The 18,960-nt window shown below is 72.7% G+C and carries 17 protein-coding genes; 6 read left to right on the top strand and 11 right to left on the bottom strand.

Annotated features, from left to right (window positions below):
* The first annotated feature begins 39 nt into the window (after positions 1 to 39).
* The 3 genes from OG207_RS38650 to kstD all read left to right on the top strand — a co-directional run bounded on the left by OG207_RS38650 (position 40) and on the right by kstD (position 3,608).
* On the top strand, positions 40 to 1,164 hold the full coding sequence (locus OG207_RS38650; RefSeq protein WP_329105550.1) for an aminoglycoside phosphotransferase family protein: 1,125 nt from the start codon (positions 40 to 42) through the stop codon (positions 1,162 to 1,164).
* A 128-nt stretch (positions 1,165 to 1,292) separates the two neighbouring features.
* Positions 1,293 to 1,685: an MmcQ/YjbR family DNA-binding protein gene (locus OG207_RS38645; protein WP_329105548.1), complete on the top strand. Its 393-nt coding sequence runs from the start codon at positions 1,293 to 1,295 to the stop codon at positions 1,683 to 1,685.
* A gap of 126 nt (positions 1,686 to 1,811) precedes the next feature.
* Complete coding sequence (kstD, locus tag OG207_RS38640; protein WP_329105546.1) at positions 1,812 to 3,608, top strand: 3-oxosteroid 1-dehydrogenase; 1,797 nt, start codon at positions 1,812 to 1,814, stop codon at positions 3,606 to 3,608.
* 25 nt (positions 3,609 to 3,633) lie between these two features.
* Here the strand turns inward: kstD and OG207_RS38635 are convergent, their stop codons facing one another.
* The 10 genes from OG207_RS38635 to OG207_RS38590 form a co-directional block, all read right to left on the bottom strand.
* Positions 3,634 to 4,134 (bottom strand): hypothetical protein, encoded by a 501-nt coding sequence (locus OG207_RS38635; RefSeq protein WP_329105543.1) that lies wholly within the window; start codon positions 4,132 to 4,134, stop codon positions 3,634 to 3,636.
* Between the two features lie 100 nt (positions 4,135 to 4,234).
* Positions 4,235 to 4,996 carry a maleylpyruvate isomerase family mycothiol-dependent enzyme gene (locus OG207_RS38630; RefSeq protein WP_329105541.1) on the bottom strand — a complete coding sequence of 254 codons (762 nt, stop codon included), beginning with the start codon at positions 4,994 to 4,996 and terminating at the stop codon, positions 4,235 to 4,237.
* A 34-nt stretch (positions 4,997 to 5,030) separates the two neighbouring features.
* Positions 5,031 to 7,898: an ATP-binding protein gene (locus OG207_RS38625; protein WP_329105539.1), complete on the bottom strand. Its 2,868-nt coding sequence runs from the start codon at positions 7,896 to 7,898 to the stop codon at positions 5,031 to 5,033.
* A 102-nt stretch (positions 7,899 to 8,000) separates the two neighbouring features.
* Positions 8,001 to 8,408, bottom strand: coding sequence for an ACT domain-containing protein (locus OG207_RS38620; protein ID WP_329105538.1), 408 nt, complete (start codon positions 8,406 to 8,408; stop codon positions 8,001 to 8,003).
* Between the two features lie 90 nt (positions 8,409 to 8,498).
* Complete coding sequence (locus OG207_RS38615) at positions 8,499 to 8,864, bottom strand: hypothetical protein (protein ID WP_329105537.1); 366 nt, start codon at positions 8,862 to 8,864, stop codon at positions 8,499 to 8,501.
* A 221-nt stretch (positions 8,865 to 9,085) separates the two neighbouring features.
* Positions 9,086 to 9,313 (bottom strand): DUF397 domain-containing protein, encoded by a 228-nt coding sequence (locus OG207_RS38610; protein ID WP_376112602.1) that lies wholly within the window; start codon positions 9,311 to 9,313, stop codon positions 9,086 to 9,088.
* 145 nt (positions 9,314 to 9,458) lie between these two features.
* On the bottom strand, positions 9,459 to 10,625 hold the full coding sequence (locus tag OG207_RS38605) for a thiolase domain-containing protein (RefSeq protein ID WP_329105535.1): 1,167 nt from the start codon (positions 10,623 to 10,625) through the stop codon (positions 9,459 to 9,461).
* Positions 10,622 to 11,680, bottom strand: a complete 1,059-nt coding sequence (locus OG207_RS38600) for a thiolase domain-containing protein (RefSeq protein ID WP_329105534.1) — start codon at positions 11,678 to 11,680, stop codon at positions 10,622 to 10,624. The genes OG207_RS38605 and OG207_RS38600 overlap by 4 nt, the downstream gene beginning before the upstream one ends.
* Positions 11,680 to 12,645 (bottom strand): OB-fold nucleic acid binding domain-containing protein, encoded by a 966-nt coding sequence (locus tag OG207_RS38595; RefSeq protein WP_329105532.1) that lies wholly within the window; start codon positions 12,643 to 12,645, stop codon positions 11,680 to 11,682. The genes OG207_RS38600 and OG207_RS38595 overlap by 1 nt, the downstream gene beginning before the upstream one ends.
* Positions 12,646 to 12,866: 221 nt before the next feature.
* The gene (locus OG207_RS38590; protein ID WP_329105531.1) at positions 12,867 to 13,667 is read right to left on the bottom strand and encodes a crotonase/enoyl-CoA hydratase family protein; all 801 of its coding nucleotides are present in this window, start codon (positions 13,665 to 13,667) and stop codon (positions 12,867 to 12,869) included.
* A gap of 167 nt (positions 13,668 to 13,834) precedes the next feature.
* On the opposite strand from OG207_RS38590, the gene OG207_RS38585 reads away from it, so the two are divergent.
* The gene (locus OG207_RS38585; protein WP_329105529.1) at positions 13,835 to 15,463 is read left to right on the top strand and encodes an acyl-CoA synthetase; all 1,629 of its coding nucleotides are present in this window, start codon (positions 13,835 to 13,837) and stop codon (positions 15,461 to 15,463) included.
* 275 nt (positions 15,464 to 15,738) lie between these two features.
* On the opposite strand, the gene OG207_RS38580 is transcribed toward OG207_RS38585, so the two are convergent.
* Positions 15,739 to 16,260 (bottom strand): hypothetical protein, encoded by a 522-nt coding sequence (locus tag OG207_RS38580; RefSeq protein ID WP_329105527.1) that lies wholly within the window; start codon positions 16,258 to 16,260, stop codon positions 15,739 to 15,741.
* A 437-nt stretch (positions 16,261 to 16,697) separates the two neighbouring features.
* Here OG207_RS38580 and paaK point away from each other — a divergent pair, with 437 nt between their 5' ends.
* Together paaK and OG207_RS38570 are read left to right on the top strand one after the other, a co-directional pair.
* Positions 16,698 to 18,026, top strand: coding sequence for a phenylacetate--CoA ligase PaaK (paaK, locus tag OG207_RS38575; protein WP_329105525.1), 1,329 nt, complete (start codon positions 16,698 to 16,700; stop codon positions 18,024 to 18,026).
* Between the two features lie 71 nt (positions 18,027 to 18,097).
* Positions 18,098 to 18,952, top strand: coding sequence for a YhjD/YihY/BrkB family envelope integrity protein (locus tag OG207_RS38570; protein WP_329105523.1), 855 nt, complete (start codon positions 18,098 to 18,100; stop codon positions 18,950 to 18,952).
* Positions 18,953 to 18,960: the final 8 nt, after the last annotated feature.

Here is an 18,960-nt window from a genome sequence, read left to right as displayed (position 1 = left end):
GTACGCAACTCGTCGGCGCACGAAGGGATCCGTATCACCATGTACGCAGCAACGTCCTCCGTGTCCGCACCGGTCCGGTCGCACCGCACGCTCCCGGCTGGCGGCGGCCCCTACCTCGAACCCGGCCGCCCGGCGGCTCCGACACAGGGCGCCGTCCGGGCGCGGCGAATGCCGAGTACCGGATCACTGCCCGTCAGCGGAAGAATCGACCTCTCGGGGCCGCAGGGGGCGCAACTGCGCACCGCGCTCGCCTCGGTGCAGCGGATCTGTCCGGAGTTCGCCCCGGTGCAGGTACTGCGGCGCAGCGGCCGCTCGGTCCTCCTGGTCGGTACCACCGGACGGATGACCGCCGTGGCGAAGGTTTTACTGGACCACTCGCCCGAGTGGCGTGAGCGCTACCGGCACGAAATAGCTGCATACCGGACCTTCGTCCGGCACCGCCCGCCGGTCCGGGTGCCCCGGCTGATCGCCGCCGACCCCGATAACTGCACGCTCGTGGTGGAGCGGATGGCCGGCCGGGTCGCGGCGCTGCAGCGGCACCCGGTGGAGCCGCCGCCGCGCGTGGACCTCCGGGCGGCCCTGGGCGCGGTGTCCCGGGTCAACCAGTGGCGGCCGCCGGCGGAGTTGTTCGGCACCCCGATGAACTACGCCCGGCGGATCGCCCGCGACTACGAGTTGGGCCTGCTGACCGACCGGGACCTCGGTGACCTGCAGAAGCTGCTGCACGGCGTGAAGCTGTCGGGCACGGCGCTGCAGTTCAACCACGGTGACGCCCTGCTGTCGAACCTGCTGCTGTCGCCGGCGGGTCCGGTCCTGCTCGACTGGGAGCACTCGGGTTGGTACCTACCGGGGTACGACCTGGCCACGCTGTGGACGGTACTGGGCGACGCCCCGGCCGCCCGCGCCCAGATCAGCCGGCTCGCCCAATCGGCCGGTCCGGCCGCGCGGGACGCCTTCCTGGTCAATCTGATGCTGGTGCTGACCCGGGAGATCCGGATGTCCGAGACGGCGGTGCAGCGCTCGATGCTGGCGACCGCCCCGACCCAGGCGCTTCCGGTGGGCTCCCTGTCCTCCGGTGAGGAGCAGCGGCTGCTGCTCCGCCGCCTGCACGACGATGCGGGGATGGCGCGCCGTGCCGTCCGCGCGGCGGTGGGCACGCGCTGACCGCCCCCCGAACGCGAAGCCCCGTGGCCCCCCACCGCCACGGGGCTTCGCCGGTTCACGGGTGCGCGGGTACGGGAATGCCCGGGCGGGCTCCGTTAGCGTGGGGAGACGATCGACGGGAGGCTCTGATGAAGTCCGGAGTGCGCAAGTGGGAGGCGGTCCGGGAGTTCGCCCTCGGCCTTCCGGAGGCCGTGGAGGACCATCCCTGGGGTCCCGAGGACTGCGTGGTGAAGGTGAACAAGAAGATCTTCGTCTTCCTGGGGAACATCGACGGGCCGCAGCCGCCCGGCCTGTCCGTCAAGCTCAAGGACGAGGCGCTGCACGGGCACGCGATGACCGCGCCGGGAGCGGAGCCCACCGGCTACGGCCTGGGCCGCTCCGGCTGGGTGTCCCTGCCGCTGGCCGGGCAGGGGGCGCCCTCCGTGCAGGTGCTGTGCGAGTGGGTGGAGGAGAGCTACCGGACCGTGGCCCTCAAGCGGCACGTGAAGGAACTGGGCGCCCGGATGCGGGCGGAGGGCTGACCGCCCGGCGTTGTCCCGGGGCGCCGGATGTCTTGACATCACATGATCCCCCGAACACCTTTTCTGACTTAGCATCAGAAATGCTGGAGGCACTTCCCCTCCTCCCCACACCGCTGGAGCCTGCCCATGTCCGCAAGCGCTTCACGCACCACCGCCCCCGCCACCCTCCCGTCCAGACGTGCGGTCCTCGCCGGTACGGGGGCCGGGGTGCTCGCCGCCACCGTGCTGCCGTCCGCCACCGCCCGGGCCGACGGCGCCCAGGACGGGCCGCCGCTCGGCGAGTACGACGTCGTCGTGGTCGGCTCCGGGGCCGCCGGGATGACCGCCGCGCTCACCGCCGCCAGGCGGGGGCTGAGCGTGCTGGTGGTGGAGAAGGCCCCGACCTTCGGCGGATCGGCCGCCCGCTCCGGAGCCGGTATCTGGCTGCCCAACAATTCGGTGATCCTGGGGGCGGGGGTACCGGACACCCCGCAGAAGGCGGCGACGTACCTGGCCGCCGTCGTCGGGCCCGAGGTACCGGCCGACCGGCAGGCCGCGTTCCTCGCCAACGGGCCGCGGATGCTGGACTTCGTGATGGCCAACAGCCCGCTGAGGTTCCGCTTCATGGAGGGGTACAGCGACTACTACCCCGACCTGCCGGGCGGACTGCCGAACGGCCGCTCCATCGAGCCGGACCAGATCGACGGGAACGTCCTGGGCGCCGAACTGGCCCGCCTGAATCCGGCGTACATGCCGGTCCCGGCCGGGATGGTGGTCTTCAGCCAGGACTACAAGTGGCTGAACCTGGCCGCGGTGAGCGCCAAGGGGCTCGCCGTGTCCACCGAGTGCCTGGCGCGCGGCACGAAGGCGGCGCTGCGCGGCGAGAAGCCGCTGACGATGGGCCAGGCCCTGGCGGCGGGGCTGCGCGCGGGGCTCCAACGGGCCGGGGTGCCGGTGTGGCTGAACAGCCCGCTGGTGGACCTGGTCCAGGAGGGCGGCGCGGTCACCGGCGTGGTGGTGGAGAAGGAGGGCGTACGGGGCACCGTACGGGCCCGGCGCGGAGTGGTCATCGGCTCGGGCGGTTTCGAGCACAACGCGCAGATGCGGGCGCAGTACCAGCAGCAGCCGATCGGCACCCAGTGGTCGGTGGGCGCGAAGGAGAACACCGGGGACGGGATCCGGGCGGGGCAGCGGGCCGGTGCCTCGCTCGCGCTGATGGACGACGCGTGGTGGGGGCCTTCGATCCCGCTGCCCGGGGAGCCGTACTTCTGCCTCGCCGAACGGACCCTGCCGGGCGGGCTGATGGTGAACGCGAACGGCGCGCGGTTCGTCAACGAGGCGGCGCCGTACAGCGATGTGGTGCACGTGATGTACGAGAGGGACCGCGGCGCGGTCGGCTCGCACATCCCGGCATGGCTGATCGTGGATCAGAACTACCGCAACAGGTACCTGTTCAAGGACGTCCTGCCGACGCTCCCCTTCCCGGACTCGTGGTACCGGGCGGGCGCGGCGAAAAAGGCGTGGACCTGGGACGCGCTGGCGGGTCAGATCGGGGTTCCGGCGGCGGCGCTGCGGGCGACGCTGGGCCGGTTCAACGCGCAGGCCTGGAGCGGCGACGACGCCGACTTCCACCGGGGCGACACGGCGTACGACCACTACTACACGGATCCGGGCGTGCACCCGAACTCGTGCCTGGCACCCGTCTGGGTCCCGCCGTTCTACGCGTTCAAGATCGTGCCCGGGGACCTCGGTACGAAGGGCGGCATCGTGACGGACGCCCGGGCGCGGGCCCTGCGCCCGGACGGCTCGGTGATCCCAGGCCTGTACGCGGCCGGCAACGCGAGCGCGGCGGTGATGGGCCACAGCTACGCGGGGGCCGGGTCGACGATCGGCCCCGCGATGACCTTCGGTTACGTGGCGGCGAACGCCATCGCGGACGCGTGACGCCCGCGATGGGGGATGCGGACGGTCAGCCCTGCTGGAAGAGCTCGGCGGGGAGCGGCTTCAGGAGGGCGTAGAGGTCATCGGTGATCGGGCGGTCCCAGCTGGCGATGGTGACCAGCACGTTGTCGCTGCGGTCGAACTGGACGCAGGAGATGCGGGACTCCGACAGCTTGACCTTCCGGACGATGAGGAGGTTGTCGCCCTGCATGACGGGGCAGTCCTCGACGCCGGTGACCTCGACGTCCTCGTCGTTCTCCAGTGCGTCGAGGAGCTGGGCCACCTCGAAGGGGATCTGGTCGTCGGTGAGGTCGCGGGCCGGGGATCCCTCCGGGAGGTTCCCGATGATCATTGCGGGGCCGCGTCCGCCGAAGAGGTCGTAGCGGAGGAAGACACCCTGGCAGCTGCCGTCGGGCGCGGGCAGCAGCCCGGCCCCGAGATTGCCCGGCCAGTCCCCCGGGTCCATGGCCAGGACGTCGAAGTCCGGGCCGGCGGGAGTGGCGGCGCGGTGGCGGCGGAGGAAGGACATGCCGCCATGGTACGTGGCCGCGCGGGTTTTCCGGCCCGGGGGCCCGCATCCGGTGACCCGTCCGGGCCGGGCCCGCCGGCCCGGCCGTCAGATCGGCCCGTCAGATCGGCGGGACGAGCGTGAACCAGTGCGGGAGCAGGGCGGCGTCGCCGGTGACCTGCAGGGCGGTGGGCGGCATCCGGCGCCACAGGAACAGGGCGAGGTCGGAGGCGGTGCCGGAGGCCTCGACGTCCGCCGGGGCGGTGGAACCGGGCTCCAGCAGGACCTGGTCCCCCGAGAAGAGGACCGTCCAGGATTCCGGACCGTCGGTACGCCGGAAGCGGTACCTCTCCCCCGTGCCCGGCGGCGCCTGCTGCCAGCCGCGGCGGGCCGGGGCCATCACCTCGATCGTCTGGGTCACGGCGTCCGCGGCCACGTCCGGGGCGAGGCGGCCCGCGGTGCCGGTCGCGGATTCGGCGTCCCAGCGGTGCACGGCCAGTTCGATCAGCTGCATCCGGAGCCAGAACCCCGAGGTCTGCTCGACGGACCAGGTCCAGACGGCGGTGTCCGGCCCGAGCTCGTGGAAGAGCTCCGCAAGCTCCCGGGCGCCCTGCGCGAACCAGTCGGTCAGCCCCTCCGGGTCGCCGGGGGCGTCGGGGAGGCCGAGGCCGGCGGGGTCGGGCGGGGCCGTGAGCCGCTCGCGCAGGACGTGCGCGAGGTAGCGGTGCACTCCGCCCAGGTGCTGGACGAGGTCGGTGACCGTCCAGCCCGGGCACGAGGGGACTGCGGGCACCGGCTCGCCGAGGTCGAACGCCCGACGCACTGCCTTCTCGAACGCCGCCGCTTCGGTCCGGAAGGGGGCGAGTCTTTCGTCATGATCCATACGAGCATGCTTGCCCGCCGGGCGGCGGCTCCGATCACGTTGAGCTACGGGCGAACGACTCCAGTGCGTCCCTCAGCCCGGTCCGGTCGGTGCCCAGCTTGCGGCAGGCCGCCGACAGGGCCCAGTCCGGCGCGGGCAGCACCACGGCTTCCGGCACGGTCTCCTCCTCGGTGCGCACCGCGAGGTCCGCCGCCTGCCGCTCCTCCTCCGTGAGCCCGTCCTCCCAGGCCAGCCCGCACGGCAGGGCGCCGCCCAGTCCCAGCAGGGTGCCGGTGGTCTCCGCGGCCAGACCGTCCGCACCGCATTCCCGCGCCGTCACCACGGCCTGCATCAGCACGTCCGCGTCCCGCAGCTCGCTGCCGAGCGCGGCCAGGGCGCAGGCCAGTTCGTACCCCGCCGGTGAGGCCGAGAGCAGGGTGACCGCCTCCTGGAGGAGCCCGGCCCGTTCCTCGGGGGCGGCGACCTGCGCCGCCACCCGCAGCGCCTGGCCGATGCCCGAGGCGGCGCCGAAGGCGCGGGCCCGCCGGACGGCGTCGTCGGCCAGGGCGCGGGCCCGCTCCGGATCGTCCGCGGCTACCGCCCGGGCGAGGTGCAGCTGCCACGGACACCAGGCCGGATTCTGGATGCCGCGCGGGGTCAGCCGCCGGTCGACCGCCTCCAGTTCGACGATCGCGGCCTGCACCTCGCCCCGGGACAGCAGCAGTTCGGCGTACACGGTCTGTGAGTCGGGAAAGACCACGGCCGCCGGGAAGGGGCTGCCGTACTCGTGCTCCCGGGCCAGCTCCCAGGCCTCCTCGGGCCGGCCCCGAGCGAGGAGGGTGGTGAGGAGGATGGCTATGGCGTACCAGTGCACGGGGGTGCGTCGGCCGACGCGTTCGGCGAGGTGCAGGCCGGCCCGGGCCAGTTTCTCGGCCTCGACGAGCCGCCCGCGCCGGTAGCGGACGTAGGCCCGCAGGCTGTACGCGAAGGAGAGGTGCGCCCCGCGCCAGCCGTGCCGCTCGAACTCGGCGGTGCCCGCTTCGAAGAGTTCCTCGGCGCGTCCGGGCCGGTCGGTGTACATGTGGACCATCGCGACCAGGACCGGGACCTCGAAGCCGCGGTCCTCGTGGGCCCAGCTGAAGGGCTGCTCCAGCACCCGTCCGGCGTGGTGCAGCACGACGTCGACCGGCTCGCCCCGTAGGCAGGCGTCCCAGGCGCGGAGTCCGATGATGTACCGCTCGGTGAGGTCGCGACCGGTCAGCCGGTCGGCGAGGCGGGTGAGCCGCCGGGAGCGGGCCGGGGAGTCGGTCTCGGCGGCGTTGAAGGCGTCCCACATGAACTGCTCGGACTGCAGGCGCAGCCGGGCGCGTACGTCCTGGGTGTACGGGATCTCCCGCGCGAGCGATTCCGAGGCCTCGGCGAGCCGGTCGCTGTGCGCGAGGACCTGGGCGAGCCGGATGACGATGCCCTGGCGCAGGGCCGGGTCGTCGGAGGGCTCCGCGAGGGCGGCCCGCAGGTGGTTGACCGTGTTGGCGGGCTCGGTGAGCAGGGAGGCGCAGCCCAGTTCGTAGAGGACGGCGGCGCGTTCGTCGAAGTTCGGGGGTTCGAGCAGCGCGCGGGCGAGCTGGCGGCGGGCGGCCTCGGGGGCGCCGGCCCGGAGGTTCTCGCCGGCGGCCTCGCGCAGGGTGCGCACCACCCAGGGGTCGTTCTCGGGGTGGGTCTCCAGCAGGTGGCGGGCGGCCGCGGAGGAGCCGAGTCCGGCGTCGACGACGGCCGCCGCGGCCTTGCCGTGGAGGGCGACGCGGAGCGCGTCGGGGATGGCGCGGTAGATGGCGGTGGCGATGAGGGGGTGGACGAACTCCAGCCCGACTTCGGCATCGGGTTCCTCGGCGGCGGCCGCCGAGAGGATGCGGGCGTCGCGCAGCCGCCGGGTGGCGTCCACGGCCTCTTCGGCGCCGAGTGCGGCGACCCGGGCGGCGATGTCCTGCGGGATGGCGGTGCCGAGGACGGCGCAGGCCCAGGCGAAGCGGACGGTGGAGGGGCCGAGGCGTTCGAGGCGGGCGACGAGGCCGCTGCCGCGCTGGGCGGCGGCGAGGTCGCGCAGCTGTGGGGCGTTCGCCTCGACCGGGGTCAGGCCCTTGCCGCGGACCTTGGCGGTGAGTTCGACGGCTTCGAAGGGGTTGCCGGTGGTGACGGCCCAGGCCTCCTGGCAGAAGGCGTCGTCGGCGTGCGGGCCGACGGCCTCGCGGACCAGGGTGGCGACGGCGGCCGGGGTGAGCGGGGCCAGGGGCAGCGGGCGCTGTCCCGCCCGGCCGGGGAGCGTACGGAAGGCGTCGGCGTGCTCGGGCAGTTCGTCGGGGCGGTAGGCGACGACGAGGAGCAGCGGGAGGTGTTCGGCGCGCGGGGCGAAGGCGGCGAGCCAGCCGAGGGACTCGGGGTCGGCCCAGTGGGCGTCGTCGAGGACGAGGACGACGGGGGCGCGCTTGACGACGAGGTGGGTGAGCACCCAGTCGAGCCCGTCGCGCAGGCCTTGGGGGTCGGGCGGGACGCCCTGTTCGGGGGCGCAGAGTCCGAGGGCCGGGCCGACGATGGAGTACCAGCCCCCGAGGGCGGCGCGCAGCTCCTGCTCGGAGGTACCGGCGAGCTGGGGCTGGATGAGCTGGCGGGCGACGTGGAAGGGCTGGCTCTGCTCCTGTTCGCCACCCCGGGCGGCGAGGACGGTGCAGGTGCGGGCGAGGGCGCGGCGGCGCAGTTCGGCGAGCAGGGTGGTCTTGCCGAGGCCGGCGGGGCCGGAGAAGGCGAGCAGCGCGCCGCCCGCGTCCGGCCCGGGACCGGTGAGCTGGTCCAGGGCTTCGTCGACGATCGCGAGTTCGGCATCGCGTTCGACCATCGTGCGCCGTGTGCGGGTCCGGCGGTCCGTCATGGCTGGTACCCCCCAGGCCTGTTCGGGGGTTCAGCGTACGCCCGCGCGCAGCGCGAGGGATCCCAGTGCGGAAAAGAATCCGATCTTCTTTTCAGGGGAGCGTCAGTCGTGTAGGGAACGGGTCGCGAGGTCCTCCAGGACGGCCACGGCTTCGGCGGCCCGGTCGGCGGCGACGAAGAGGTGGTCGTGGTGGTAGCCGGCGATGACGTTGCAGCTCAGACCGTGTGCGCCGAGTTCGGTGGCGAAGGCGGCGGTGAGGCCGACGGCGTCGAGGGCGGAGTGGATCCGCAGGGTGATCCAGCCTGCGGTGTAGTCGTAGGCGAGGCCGGCCGCGTCGGCGTCCTCCTGGCGCAGCACCAGGGTGAGGCCCTCGGGTTCGAGGACGGTGGCGACGGGGGTGGTTCCGGCGGGAACGGTGGCGCCGTCGACGGTGCAGAAGACGTACCGCCCCTCGTTCAACTCGGGCCGCATGCCGCTCAGGAGTTTCCGCAGGTCGTGCTCTCCGCTCATGTGGCCACCCTACCGATCGCCCCGGCGGGTGGTCGGTTCATCGGGAGGCGGGCGACGCGGCGGGTGTCCTGCCCCCTCGCTCGCCTCTCGTCAGTCCTCGTACAGCCGCCGGTGCCACCACGGGCGCGGACTGCCCGACCGGTCCGTGGTGGCCGCGTCCCGGTCGAAGACGGTCCGCCTGCGGAACTCCGCGTCCAAGGGACGCAGTACGTCGCCGAGCGCGCGTCGGGCCACGGGCGGCAGGGTCCGGTAGGCGTCGGCCAGTTCGTCGCGGACCGTTGCGACGTCGTCGATGGCGCAGGACGGGGCCGGGCAGACGGCGTAGGTCAGCCGCAGGCGCGGGCCGGGGCTGCGCAGGAAGACGCGGTAGCGGCGCAGGAGGTCGCCGAGAGGATGGAGGCGGGCGCCGGCCGTCCGGTGGACCTCCGCGCTCGCGGCGGGTGACAGTCGGTCCACGAGGGGCAGTTCACGCGCCCAGGCGGGTGCCCGGCGGCCGGCGTGGGTTCCTCGTGCGGCGCGCAACGCCCCCGGCCGGCTACGCGGCATCGGCCCTTCGGCGGGTGAAGGTCATGCGCCCCATCCTGCCCGGCGCCCCGGGCCGACATCCAGGGGATTTCGGCGGCCACCGGGCCGGCGGCTCCGCGCCCGGTGGTGCGCCGCGTACGTACGGTGCCCGGTCAGGTCAGGTCGAACTCACCGCCCCGGGCGTTCAGCACGAACTTGTGCCACTCGTCCGGCGAGAAGATCAGCGAAGGGCTCTCGGGGCGCTCGCTGTTGCGCATCGCGATGAAGCCCTCGACGAAGGCGATCTGGACGTCGCCCACTCCCCGGCTGCTCGACTGCCAGTCCGCCCCGGTGAGATCGAGGTCCGGCTTCCCCCAACCAGCGAGGGGCTGTGAAGTCATGCTCTCGGCCACGTGCGTGCTCCTCCCGGTACGTCGTCCGGGGGCAAGGTTAACCACCGCGGCGGGTGCCGGACAGGCCACGGTGAGTCACCCGTGGCCGGTCCGACTCCCCGGCCGGCCCCTCCGTCGTCGGCCGGGCCCGTGTTCAGGAGGTCGGCTCTTCTGCCCCCACCAGCCACATCGCGAAGAACTGCGCGCCGCCGCCGTACGCGTGGCCGAGCGCCCGACGGGCTCCCGGAACCTGGTGTTCCCCGGCCTGGCCGCGGACCTGGAGGGCCGCCTCCGCGAAGCGGATCATGCCGGAGGCGCCGATCGGGTTGGTGGACAGCACACCGCCCGACGGATTGACCGGAAGGTCCCCGTCGAGTTCGGTGACACCGGCCTCCGTGAGCTTCCAGCCCTCGCCCTCCGCCGCGAAGCCGAGGTTCTCCAGCCACATCGGCTCGTACCAGGAGAACGGCACGTACATCTCGACCGCATCGATCTCCCGGCGCGGGTCGGTGATGCCGGCCTGGTGGTAGACGTCGGCCGCGCAGTCCTTGCCGGCCTGCGGCGATACGAAGTCCTTGCCCGCGAAGAGGGTGGGTTCGCTGCGCATCGCCCCGCCGTGCACCCAGGCCGCCGGCTTCGGCGAACGGGCCGCGCCCGCCCGGTCGGTGAGGACCATCGCGCACGCCCCGTCGGAGGAGGGGCAGGTCTCCGAGTAGCGGATCGGGTCCCACAGCATTGGTGACGCCTGGACCTTCTCCAGGGTGATGTCGTGCTCGTGCAGGTGCGCGTACGGGTTCTTCAGCGCGTTGCGCCGGTCCTTGTACGCCACCAGCGAGCCCACCGTGTCCGGCGCGCCGGTGCGCCGCATGTACGCGCGTACGTGCGGGGCGAAGAAGCCGCCCGCGCCGGCGAGCAGCGGCTGCTGGAAGGGGACGGGGAGCGACAGGCCCCACATGGCGTTGGATTCGGACTGTTTCTCGAAGGCGAGGGTGAGGACGGTGCGGTGGACGCGGGCCGCCACCAGGTTGGAGGCGACCAGGGCGGTGGACCCGCCGACCGAACCGGCCGTGTGCACGCGCAGCATCGGCTTGCCGACGGCGCCGAGGGCGTCCGCCAGGTACAGCTCGGGCATCATCACCCCCTCGAAGAAGTCGGGGGCCTTGCCGATGACGACCGCGTCGATGTCCGCCCAGGTCAGTTCGGCGTCCGCGAGGGCGCGCGCCGCCGCCTCGCGGACCAGTCCGGCGATGGACACGTCGTGGCGGGCCGCCACGTGCTTGGTCTGGCCGATCCCGACGATGGCCACGGGCTCTTTGCTCACCTTGCGTCCCCTTCCAGGACGGCGACCAGGTTCTGCTGGAGGCAGGGGCCGGAGGTGGCGTGGGCGACGGCCCGCCGCGATGCGCCCCGGTGGATCCGGGCGGCCGCCTCGCCGATGCGGATCAGGCCGGCGGCCATCATCGGATGGGCGGCGAGCGCTCCCCCGGAGGGGTTGACGGTCACGTCGTCGGCGAGTCCGAGGGCCTTGCGGAGGACGACCTCCTGGGAGGAGAACGGCGCGTGCAGTTCGGCCGTGTCCACCGGGGCTTCGAAGACGCCGGCGTGTTCGGCGGCGAGCCGGGTGGACGGGGAGTCGGTGAGGTCGCGCAGGCCCAGGCTATGGGCCTCGATGCGGTGGTCGATGCCGGTGATCCAGGCGGGGCGTTCGCACAGCTGCCGCGCGAGGTCGCCGGCGGCCAGGACGACGGCGGCCACGCCGTCGCCCACGGGCGGGCAGTCTCCGGTGCGCAGCGGCCTGACCTGGTAATCCCCCTGCGGGACGGGCCCGCGGAGCTGGGCGTGCGGGTTGCCCTCCGCATCGGCCCGGCTGCGGGCGCCGACGGCGGCCAGGGCGCTCTCGTCGGTCTCGCCCGCGTCGATCAAGGCCTGGGCCTGGAGGGCGGCCAGGGCCACCGCGTCGGGCCAGAGCGGGGCGACGTAGTACGGGTCCAGCTGGCGGGTCAGCACGTCGCGCACCGACCCCGGTGAGGACTTCCCGTACGAGTACACGAGCGCGGTGTCGGCCTCGCCGGTCTGGATCTTGACCCAGGCCTCGTAGAGGGCCCAGGCCCCGTCCATCTCGACGTGCGACTCGGAGATCGGCGGCCAGGCGCCGACCCCGTCGAGGGTCATGGTGAAGGAGAAGGCGCGGCCGGCCAGGTAGTCACTGGAGCCGGAGCAGGTGAAGCCGATCTCGCCGGCCTTGAGGCCGGTGGCGGCCAGCACCTGGTGCAGGACCGGCATGACCATCTCGACTTCGCTGAGCTCGTCGGTGCGGCGCAGGTGGTCGCTCTGCGCGAAGGCGACCACCGCGACCTCGCGGGCGTATCGGGCCATCAGATGAGCTCCTTGTACGCGTCGTACTCGGCGTCCGGTTCGCCGGTGGGGCGGTAGTGGTCGGGGTAGCGGCCGCCCTCGGTCCACACGGGCTCGACGCGCAGGCCCATGCGGACCTGGTCGTAGGGGATGCCGCCGATCCGGCCGTGAAGGGCGAGGTCGGCGCCGTCGAGGGCGATGTGGGCGTAGACGTACGGGACTTCGATGTCCAGGTTCTTGGCTTTGATGTTGACGATGCAGTAGGTGGTGACCGTGCCGGCCGGGCCGACCTCGACGCGGTCGGTGGTGGCGACCCCGCAGGTGGGGCAGGCGCCGCGCGGGGGGACGTACACCTTGTGGCAGGAGGGGCAGCGCTCGCCGACGGTCCGCCAGTCGGAGAGGGCCTCGATGTACGCGGTCTGGGCCCGGCCCGGGCTGTAGACGTAGTCGAGGCGGGCCTCGGCGACGATGCCAGTGACGGCGCCGGCGCCGGCGAAGCCCCCGTCGTGCGGGACGGCCTCCTTGCCGGCGGGGCCGTCGTACGGTTCGAAGCAGGCAATGTCGGTGATCGCTCCGGTGCGATGGGCGGCCCACCGGACCCGTACGCGCACGCCGGTGCGGACGCTGTCTGGGCCGGGCGCATCGAGGGCGTGCAGGAGTGCGGTGTCGGCGCCGTCGAGCTTGACCAGCACCCAGGCGAAGGGGGTGGCCAGGGGCTGTTGGGGGCGGGGGCGGTCGTTCCACGCCCAGGTGGTGACGGTGCCGGTGGCGGCGACCTCGACGAGCTCGCGGATCTCCTCCGCGGTGACGGGGTCGTACTCGACGGGCGGGACCATCACCTTGCCGCCCGAGGTCTTCACACCGAGGACGACGCCCTCCCGCAGCCCGGTGAGGAAGGCGCTCTGGACGGGCCCGAGGGACCGGGTGAAGGGGAACTCGACGATGAGGGGCGCGCGGAGCACCTCCGGTGGGGAGGCAGCTGTCATGACGGTTCTCCGATGCGATCGTTTCCAGTACGGACGGTGGGCACGAGCCGTTTCGACCCGCCTGCGGTAGCTGGGGGAGTTCGAGGCGCCGGGGGCAGCGCCCCCTCTTTCAGCCTCGCCGGCGTTTGAGGCGCGGGGGTCCGGGGGCAGCGCCCCCGCAACGGCGCCGCACCCGGGGCACGGGCACAGGCGGCAGCCACGGGCGGCCCGGCCGGCCCCGACTACTCGCGCCGATACACCGCGGGCCGCTTCTCCGCAAAGGCCCGCGCCCCCTCCTTCGCATCGGCGGTGTCGAAGATCGGCCACCCGCGCAGGAGTTCCGAGGCCAGTCCCTCCCGCTCCGTCAGCTCGGCGGTCTCGTAGACCGACGCCTTGACCGCCTCCACCGCCAGCGGCCCGCACGCATTGATCCGCTCCGCGATCTCCAGGGCCGCCGCCAGCGCCGTACCATCCGGCACCACCCGCCCGACCAGCCCGATCCGCTCGGCCTCGGTGGCGGAGTACGGGCGGCCGGTCAGCAGCATCTCCAGGGCGTGCGTACGCGGGATCTGGCGCGGCAACCGCACCGTGGAGCCGCCGATCGGGAACAGCCCGCGTTTGACCTCGAACAGCCCGAAGGTCGCGCCCTCGGCCGCCACCCGGATGTCCGTGCCCTGCAAGATCTCGGTGCCGCCGGCCACGCAGTAACCCTCTACCGCCGCGATCACCGGCTTGCGCGGCCGGTGGTGGCGCAGCATCGCCTTCCAGTGCAGGTCGGGATCGGCCTTGAGGCGGTCCCGGTACTGGTCTCCCGCCATTCCCTTCCCGGCCAGGGCCTTGAGGTCCATTCCGGCGCAGAAGTCCCCGCCGGCGCCGGTGAGGACCACCGAGCGGATCCCGTCGTCGGCGTCCGCCTCCAGCCAGCCGTCGTACAGGCCCACCAGCAGCGGCAGCGAGAGCGCGTTCTTCGCCTCGGGCCTGTTCATGGTGAGCACCAGCGTGGCGCCGCGGCGATCCACGGTCAGGTGTTCAGTCCCACCCATTGCCGTCCTCCCGTCTCAAGACCTAGAACAGGTTGCAGTAGGGGAGGGTGCAGTTCAATAGTTTTCTGACACCCAGTCAGATTTCTTGGATGGTGCCCTTCCCAGTTGCCGTCTCCGACGCTCTAATGACCGCCGGAGCAGACCAGTCACGGGGGTCAGGAGGAACGGTGGAGTACAACCTTGCCGACCTGTTCGAGTCGGTCGTGGACGTGGTCCCGGACCGCGAGGCCCTCGTGTACGTGGACCACCCCGGGACCGGCGCCGAGCGCCGCCTGACGTACGCGGAGCTCGACGCGGCGGCGAACCGGATCGCGCACCACCTGCTCAACAGCGGGCTGACGGCCGGCGAGCACCTGGGACTTCACCTCTACAACGGGATCGAGTACCTACAGACGGTGCTGGCCTGCCTGAAGGCCCGGCTGGTCCCGGTGAACGTCAACTACCGGTACGTGGAGGAAGAGCTGGTCTACCTCTACGACGACGCCGACCTCGCGGCCCTCGTCTTCGAGGGCGAGTTCACCGAGCGGGTCGCGGCCGCACTGCCGCAGACGACGAAGCTCCGGCACCTGATCCGGGTCGGCGAGGCTCCCGAGGGCGCCCCGGAGCCCTCGATCGCGCCGGTCCCGTACGCGGACGCCGAGGCGGCCGGCTCGCCCGGGCGCGGGTTCCCGCCGCGCAGCCCCGACGACCTGTTCATCATCTACACCGGCGGCACGACGGGCATGCCCAAGGGCGTGATGTGGCGGGCCGAGGACCTCTTCTTCGCAGGGCTCTTCGGTGGCGAGCCCTCGGGCGAACCGGTGAAGCGGCCCGAGGAACTGGCCGAACGGGTCGCGGCGCGCGGCGCCGGGCTCACCTTCTTCCCGGCGCCCCCGCTGATGCACGGCACGTCGACGCTGACCTCGTTCATCGCCTTCAACTACGGCCAGCGGGTGGTTATCCACCGGAAGTACGCGCCCGAGGAAGTGCTCCGTACGATCGAGAAGGAGAAGGTCTCCAGTGTGTCGCTGGTCGGCGACGCGATGCTGCGGCCGCTGATCGACGCCCTGAACGGCCCGCTCAAGGGCACGGACCTGTCTTCGTTGTTCAGCGTCTCCTCGTCCGGGGCGATCATGTCGGAGACGGTGCGCGCCGAGTTCCAGCGGCTGGTGCCCAACGTGCTGCTGCTGAACAACTTCGGGTCGTCCGAGTCGGGGTCCAACGGCCGGGCGACGGACGACTCCGGCCCGGAGAGGGGTTTCCGCCTGGAGGTCAACGACCGTACGCAGGTGGTGGACCCGGTGACGCACGAGCCGGTGGCGGTGGGCGAGCCGGGTCGCCTCGCCCAGCGCGGGCACGTCCCGCTCGGCTACTACAACGACCCGGGGAAGACCGCCGAGACCTTCTTCCAGAAGGGCGCGGAGCGCTGGGTGCTGCTCGGTGACATGGCGACCGTCGACGAGCAGGGCATCGTCACGGTGCTCGGCCGTGGCTCGCAGTGCATCAACACGGGCGGCGAGAAGGTGTATCCCGAGGAGGTCGAGCAGGCCCTGAAGTCCCACCCCGACGTGTACGACGCCCTGGTGGCGGGCGTCCCGGACCCGACCTGGGGCAGCCACGTGGCCGCGGTGGTCCAGGTGCGGGAGGGCGCCGAGGCGCCCTCCCTGGAGCAGATCCAGAGCCACTGCCGCACCAGGCTGGCGGGCTACAAGATCCCGCGGCAACTGGTCATCGCGCCCGCCATCCAGCGGTCCCCGAGCGGCAAGGCGGACTACCGCTGGGCGAAGGCGGTGGCGACGGAGGCGGACACGGAGTGACCGTCCGCGCCCCTCCGCCCCTCAGCCCCTCCGCCCCGCCGCCCCTCCGCCCCGCCGCCCCTCCGCCCCGCCGCCCCGCCGCCGGGACCCGCCTCAAGGGATGACGACCTGGTGAGCCGTGGAGCAGCAGTGCCGCTTCGACTGCTCGACGATCGAGGGGGCGCCGCTCGCGCAGCTGAAGCGCGGGCTTCGGGCAGAGGTGACCGATGGCCGTCCGGCCAGCCGCCGACTTGGAGGAGCCGAGCGGCGGAGCGGGCGGACGCACGGGCGCTCGCTCAGGACGACGCGGGTGCAGGTGTGAGGGCCGGGGCGGACGGTGTCGTGGGGGCGGTGGAGGTGTCGTCACCTTCCACGCAGGTCAGCGACATGGCGACCGGTGCCTGCAGACCGGGTACCGGGTCACCCGCGAAGCTGGTCGTGACCGTCCAGTTGCTCTTCGTCAGGGTCACGAACTCCCCGCCCAGGTCGGGGCCCGGCTGCCAGCCGTACTCGGAGCGGGCCCGCACGACGGCCGCTTTCAGGGCGGCCTCCACCTTCTCCGGCGCATGCCGTCCTGAGAGCCGTTCGTGGCACGTGCGCCGAACCCCCGAGGGTTCCCTCTCCACCGTTATGCCTTCCGCCGCCAGGATGGAGGTCATCTCCGACACCACCGCGTCGGCAGGCAGCGGCGGACCCGAGAACCGCGGGGGCAGCGGGCCGAGGTCCCGCAGTGGGAACGCGCAGCCGGTCGCCGCCGCCGCCGTCAGTGCCGCCAACGCCATGGCCGCCAGGGCTGTGCGCGCCCGTGCCTGTCGCACGATGATCCCGGTCCTCTCGGTTCGCGGTGGGGCCCGCCAGTCTGCCACCCCGCCGATCTTGAAGGTCCACCGCCCGCCGGGTCCCGGCCCCGCCGCATCGCGTGGTCACGCACCCGCCGTGGGCGCCCGCACTGACATCGCCGGTCCGTGCAGGCACAGGGCGTACCGGGCCGCCGGGGCGGGGCGGGAGGTGCCGTCCGGTTCCGCGGCCGGGTCCCGGTCCTCCTCCCCGTGGGCGGTGTCGACTCGTCCGCCGGTCTCCCGGAGTCGCCCGTGCCGCGCGGATCGCACAGGATGGGACGGCGCTCGGCGTATGGGGTGGAGGTGGGTGTGCGAGCCACCAGAACGGGCGATCACTCGTTCGAGTCATTGATTTAGCCTGCGGATTCCTGGCAATCTACCGAATGATCGGTCGGTTCTCACGATGAGGTGACGGCATGGCGGTGTACACGGATCTCCACGACACGGGCGAGCGGCTGGGCCGCGACGAGCTGGCCGCCCTCCAGCTCACCCGGCTGCGCGCGACCCTGCACCGCGCCTACGAGAAGGTTCCCTTCTACCGGCAGGCCTTCGACAAGGCCGGCGTACATCCCGACGACTGCAGGTCACTCGCCGACCTCTCCCTGTTCCCCTTGACCACCAAGGCCGATCTGCGGGACCAGTACCCCTTCGGGATGTTCGCCGTGCCGCGCTCGCAGGTGCGCCGCATCCACGCCTCCAGCGGCACCACCGGGCGGCCGACCGTCGTCGGATACACCGACGGGGACCTCGCCACCTGGGCGGACGTCGTCGCCCGGTCCATACGCGCGGCGGGCGGACGGCCCGGCCAGATCATCCACATCGCCTACGGGTACGGGCTGTTCACCGGCGGCCTGGGCGCGCACTACGGGGCCGAGCGCCTCGGCTGTACGGTCGTGCCCGCGTCGGGCGGGATGACGGACCGGCAGGTCCGGCTCATCGAGGACTTCCGGCCGGAGGTCATCATGGTGACCCCTTCCTACATGCTGACCCTGCTGGACGAGATGGAGCGCCAGGGGATCGACCCGCGCGCCACCTCGCTGCGGACGGGGATCTTCGGCGCGGAGCCGTGGACCGAGGAGATGCGCCGGGAGATCGAGGAACGGCTCGACATCGACGCGGTGGACATATACGGCCTGTCCGAGGTCATCGGACCGGGCGTGGCGCAGGAGTTCGCGGAGACCAAGGACGGCCTGCACATCTGGGAGGACCACTTCTACCCCGAGGTGGTCGATCCGCTGACCGGCGCGGTGCTGCCGGAGGGCGAGCCGGGCGAGCTGGTGTTCACCTCCCTCACCAAGGAGGCCATGCCCGTCATCCGCTACCGCACCCGGGACTTGACGCGGCTACTGCCCGGAACGGCCCGGCCGGCCTTCCGCCGGATGGAGAAGATCACCGGGCGTAGTGACGACATGATCATCCTGCGCGGGGTGAACGTGTACCCGACCCAGATCGAAGAGGTTCTGCTGCGGACGCCGGGCCTGGCTCCCCACTTCCAGCTGCGACTGACCCGGGAGGGCCGGATGGACGCCCTGACGGTACGGGTGGAGGCACGTCGGGAGACGGACGCCGAGCGGCGGCAGGACGCTGCCGCCGCCGTGGTCCGGGCCGTCAAGGAGGGGGTAGGGGTCTCCGTCCGGGTCGAGGTGGTCGACCCGGAGACGCTGGAACGTTCGGTGGGGAAGATCAAGAGACTGGTCGACCTCCGCGGAGCCGAGGAGGTCAGGGACACGCGCCCGGGCGGCTGAAACCACCCCTTCGGACTCACTTCGGGGTGGCTCCCGGGAGCGGGGCGGCGCTCGGGGGTAGTGCATGAGGTGTGATCTCCACCCTCCGGCAGCTCTACGACCGGCTCCAGGGCTCCCAGATCGGGCTGGCCTGGAGCCGCGGCCGGGAGATGGAGCTGATGCACCGGGCGATGGGCTTCGCGGCCCTAGGCTTCCTCACCCTGGTGCCGCTGCTGGTGGTCGTAGCGGCCGCCGCACCCGGGAGCGGCTCGGGCTTCGGCCGGTGGCTCGGGCAGGCCCTGGGAGTGACCGAGGCCTCGCGGGTCCGGGTCGAGATGCTGTTCGGCGCCGCGGACCTGGCGCTGGAGCGGACCACCGCGTTCGGTCTGGCCGCCCTCGCGGTGTTCGGCCTGACCTTCGGGTCGGCCGTGCAGACCGGCTACGAAAAGGTCTGGGACCTGCCGAACGCGCGCTGGCACACCATGTGGCTGCACGTCGTCTGGCTCGCCCTGCTGGTCTGCTACCTCGCCCTGCTCGTGGGGATCCCGTCTCCGTCGAACAACGCCATCGGCACGGTGCTCGGCGCCCTGGGGGACCTCGTCGGCACCTGTCTGTTCTTCATCGTCTCCCAGCGCCTGCTGCTCGGCGGCCGGGTCCGCTGGCGCGCCCTGGTGCCGGGAGCGGTCGCGACCAGCCTGGGGCTGCTGGGGCTGCGGATTTTCTCGCAGCTGGTGTTCTCCCCGCTCATCGCCTCCAACGCGGTGATCTACGGCCCCTTCGGCACCCTGCTCGTCGTCCAGTCCTGGCTGGTCGGCGTCGGCTTCGTGGTCTACGGCGGCGCGCTCGTCGGCCGGCTCGTGCACGAGCACCTCACCCGGCGGCGACTGCGGCGCGGTGGGCTCTACGCTCCCGAGGACCCCGCCGCGCCCCCGCCGCGCCCGGACTGACCGGGCTC

The sequence above is a fragment of the Streptomyces sp. NBC_01439 genome (genome assembly GCF_036227605.1).
GTDB lineage: Bacteria > Actinomycetota > Actinomycetes > Streptomycetales > Streptomycetaceae > Streptomyces.
This window is presented reverse-complemented; position numbering and strand designations above follow the sequence as displayed.

Bases quoted from the DNA above. Each gene is read 5' to 3' on its own strand.
- OG207_RS38650 (WP_329105550.1), top strand. From the start codon at position 40: ATGTACGCAGCAACGTCCTCCGTGTCCGCACCGGTCCGGTCGCACCGC.
- OG207_RS38645 (WP_329105548.1), top strand. From the start codon at position 1,293: ATGAAGTCCGGAGTGCGCAAGTGGGAGGCGGTCCGGGAGTTCGCCCTC.
- kstD (WP_329105546.1), top strand. From the start codon at position 1,812: ATGTCCGCAAGCGCTTCACGCACCACCGCCCCCGCCACCCTCCCGTCC.
- OG207_RS38635 (WP_329105543.1), bottom strand. From the start codon at position 4,134: ATGTCCTTCCTCCGCCGCCACCGCGCCGCCACTCCCGCCGGCCCGGAC.
- OG207_RS38630 (WP_329105541.1), bottom strand. From the start codon at position 4,996: ATGGATCATGACGAAAGACTCGCCCCCTTCCGGACCGAAGCGGCGGCG.
- OG207_RS38625 (WP_329105539.1), bottom strand. From the start codon at position 7,898: ATGACGGACCGCCGGACCCGCACACGGCGCACGATGGTCGAACGCGAT.
- OG207_RS38620 (WP_329105538.1), bottom strand. From the start codon at position 8,408: ATGAGCGGAGAGCACGACCTGCGGAAACTCCTGAGCGGCATGCGGCCC.
- OG207_RS38610 (WP_376112602.1), bottom strand. From the start codon at position 9,313: ATGACTTCACAGCCCCTCGCTGGTTGGGGGAAGCCGGACCTCGATCTC.
- OG207_RS38600 (WP_329105534.1), bottom strand. From the start codon at position 11,680: ATGGCCCGATACGCCCGCGAGGTCGCGGTGGTCGCCTTCGCGCAGAGC.
- OG207_RS38595 (WP_329105532.1), bottom strand. From the start codon at position 12,645: ATGACAGCTGCCTCCCCACCGGAGGTGCTCCGCGCGCCCCTCATCGTC.
- OG207_RS38590 (WP_329105531.1), bottom strand. From the start codon at position 13,667: ATGGGTGGGACTGAACACCTGACCGTGGATCGCCGCGGCGCCACGCTG.
- paaK (WP_329105525.1), top strand. From the start codon at position 16,698: ATGGCGGTGTACACGGATCTCCACGACACGGGCGAGCGGCTGGGCCGC.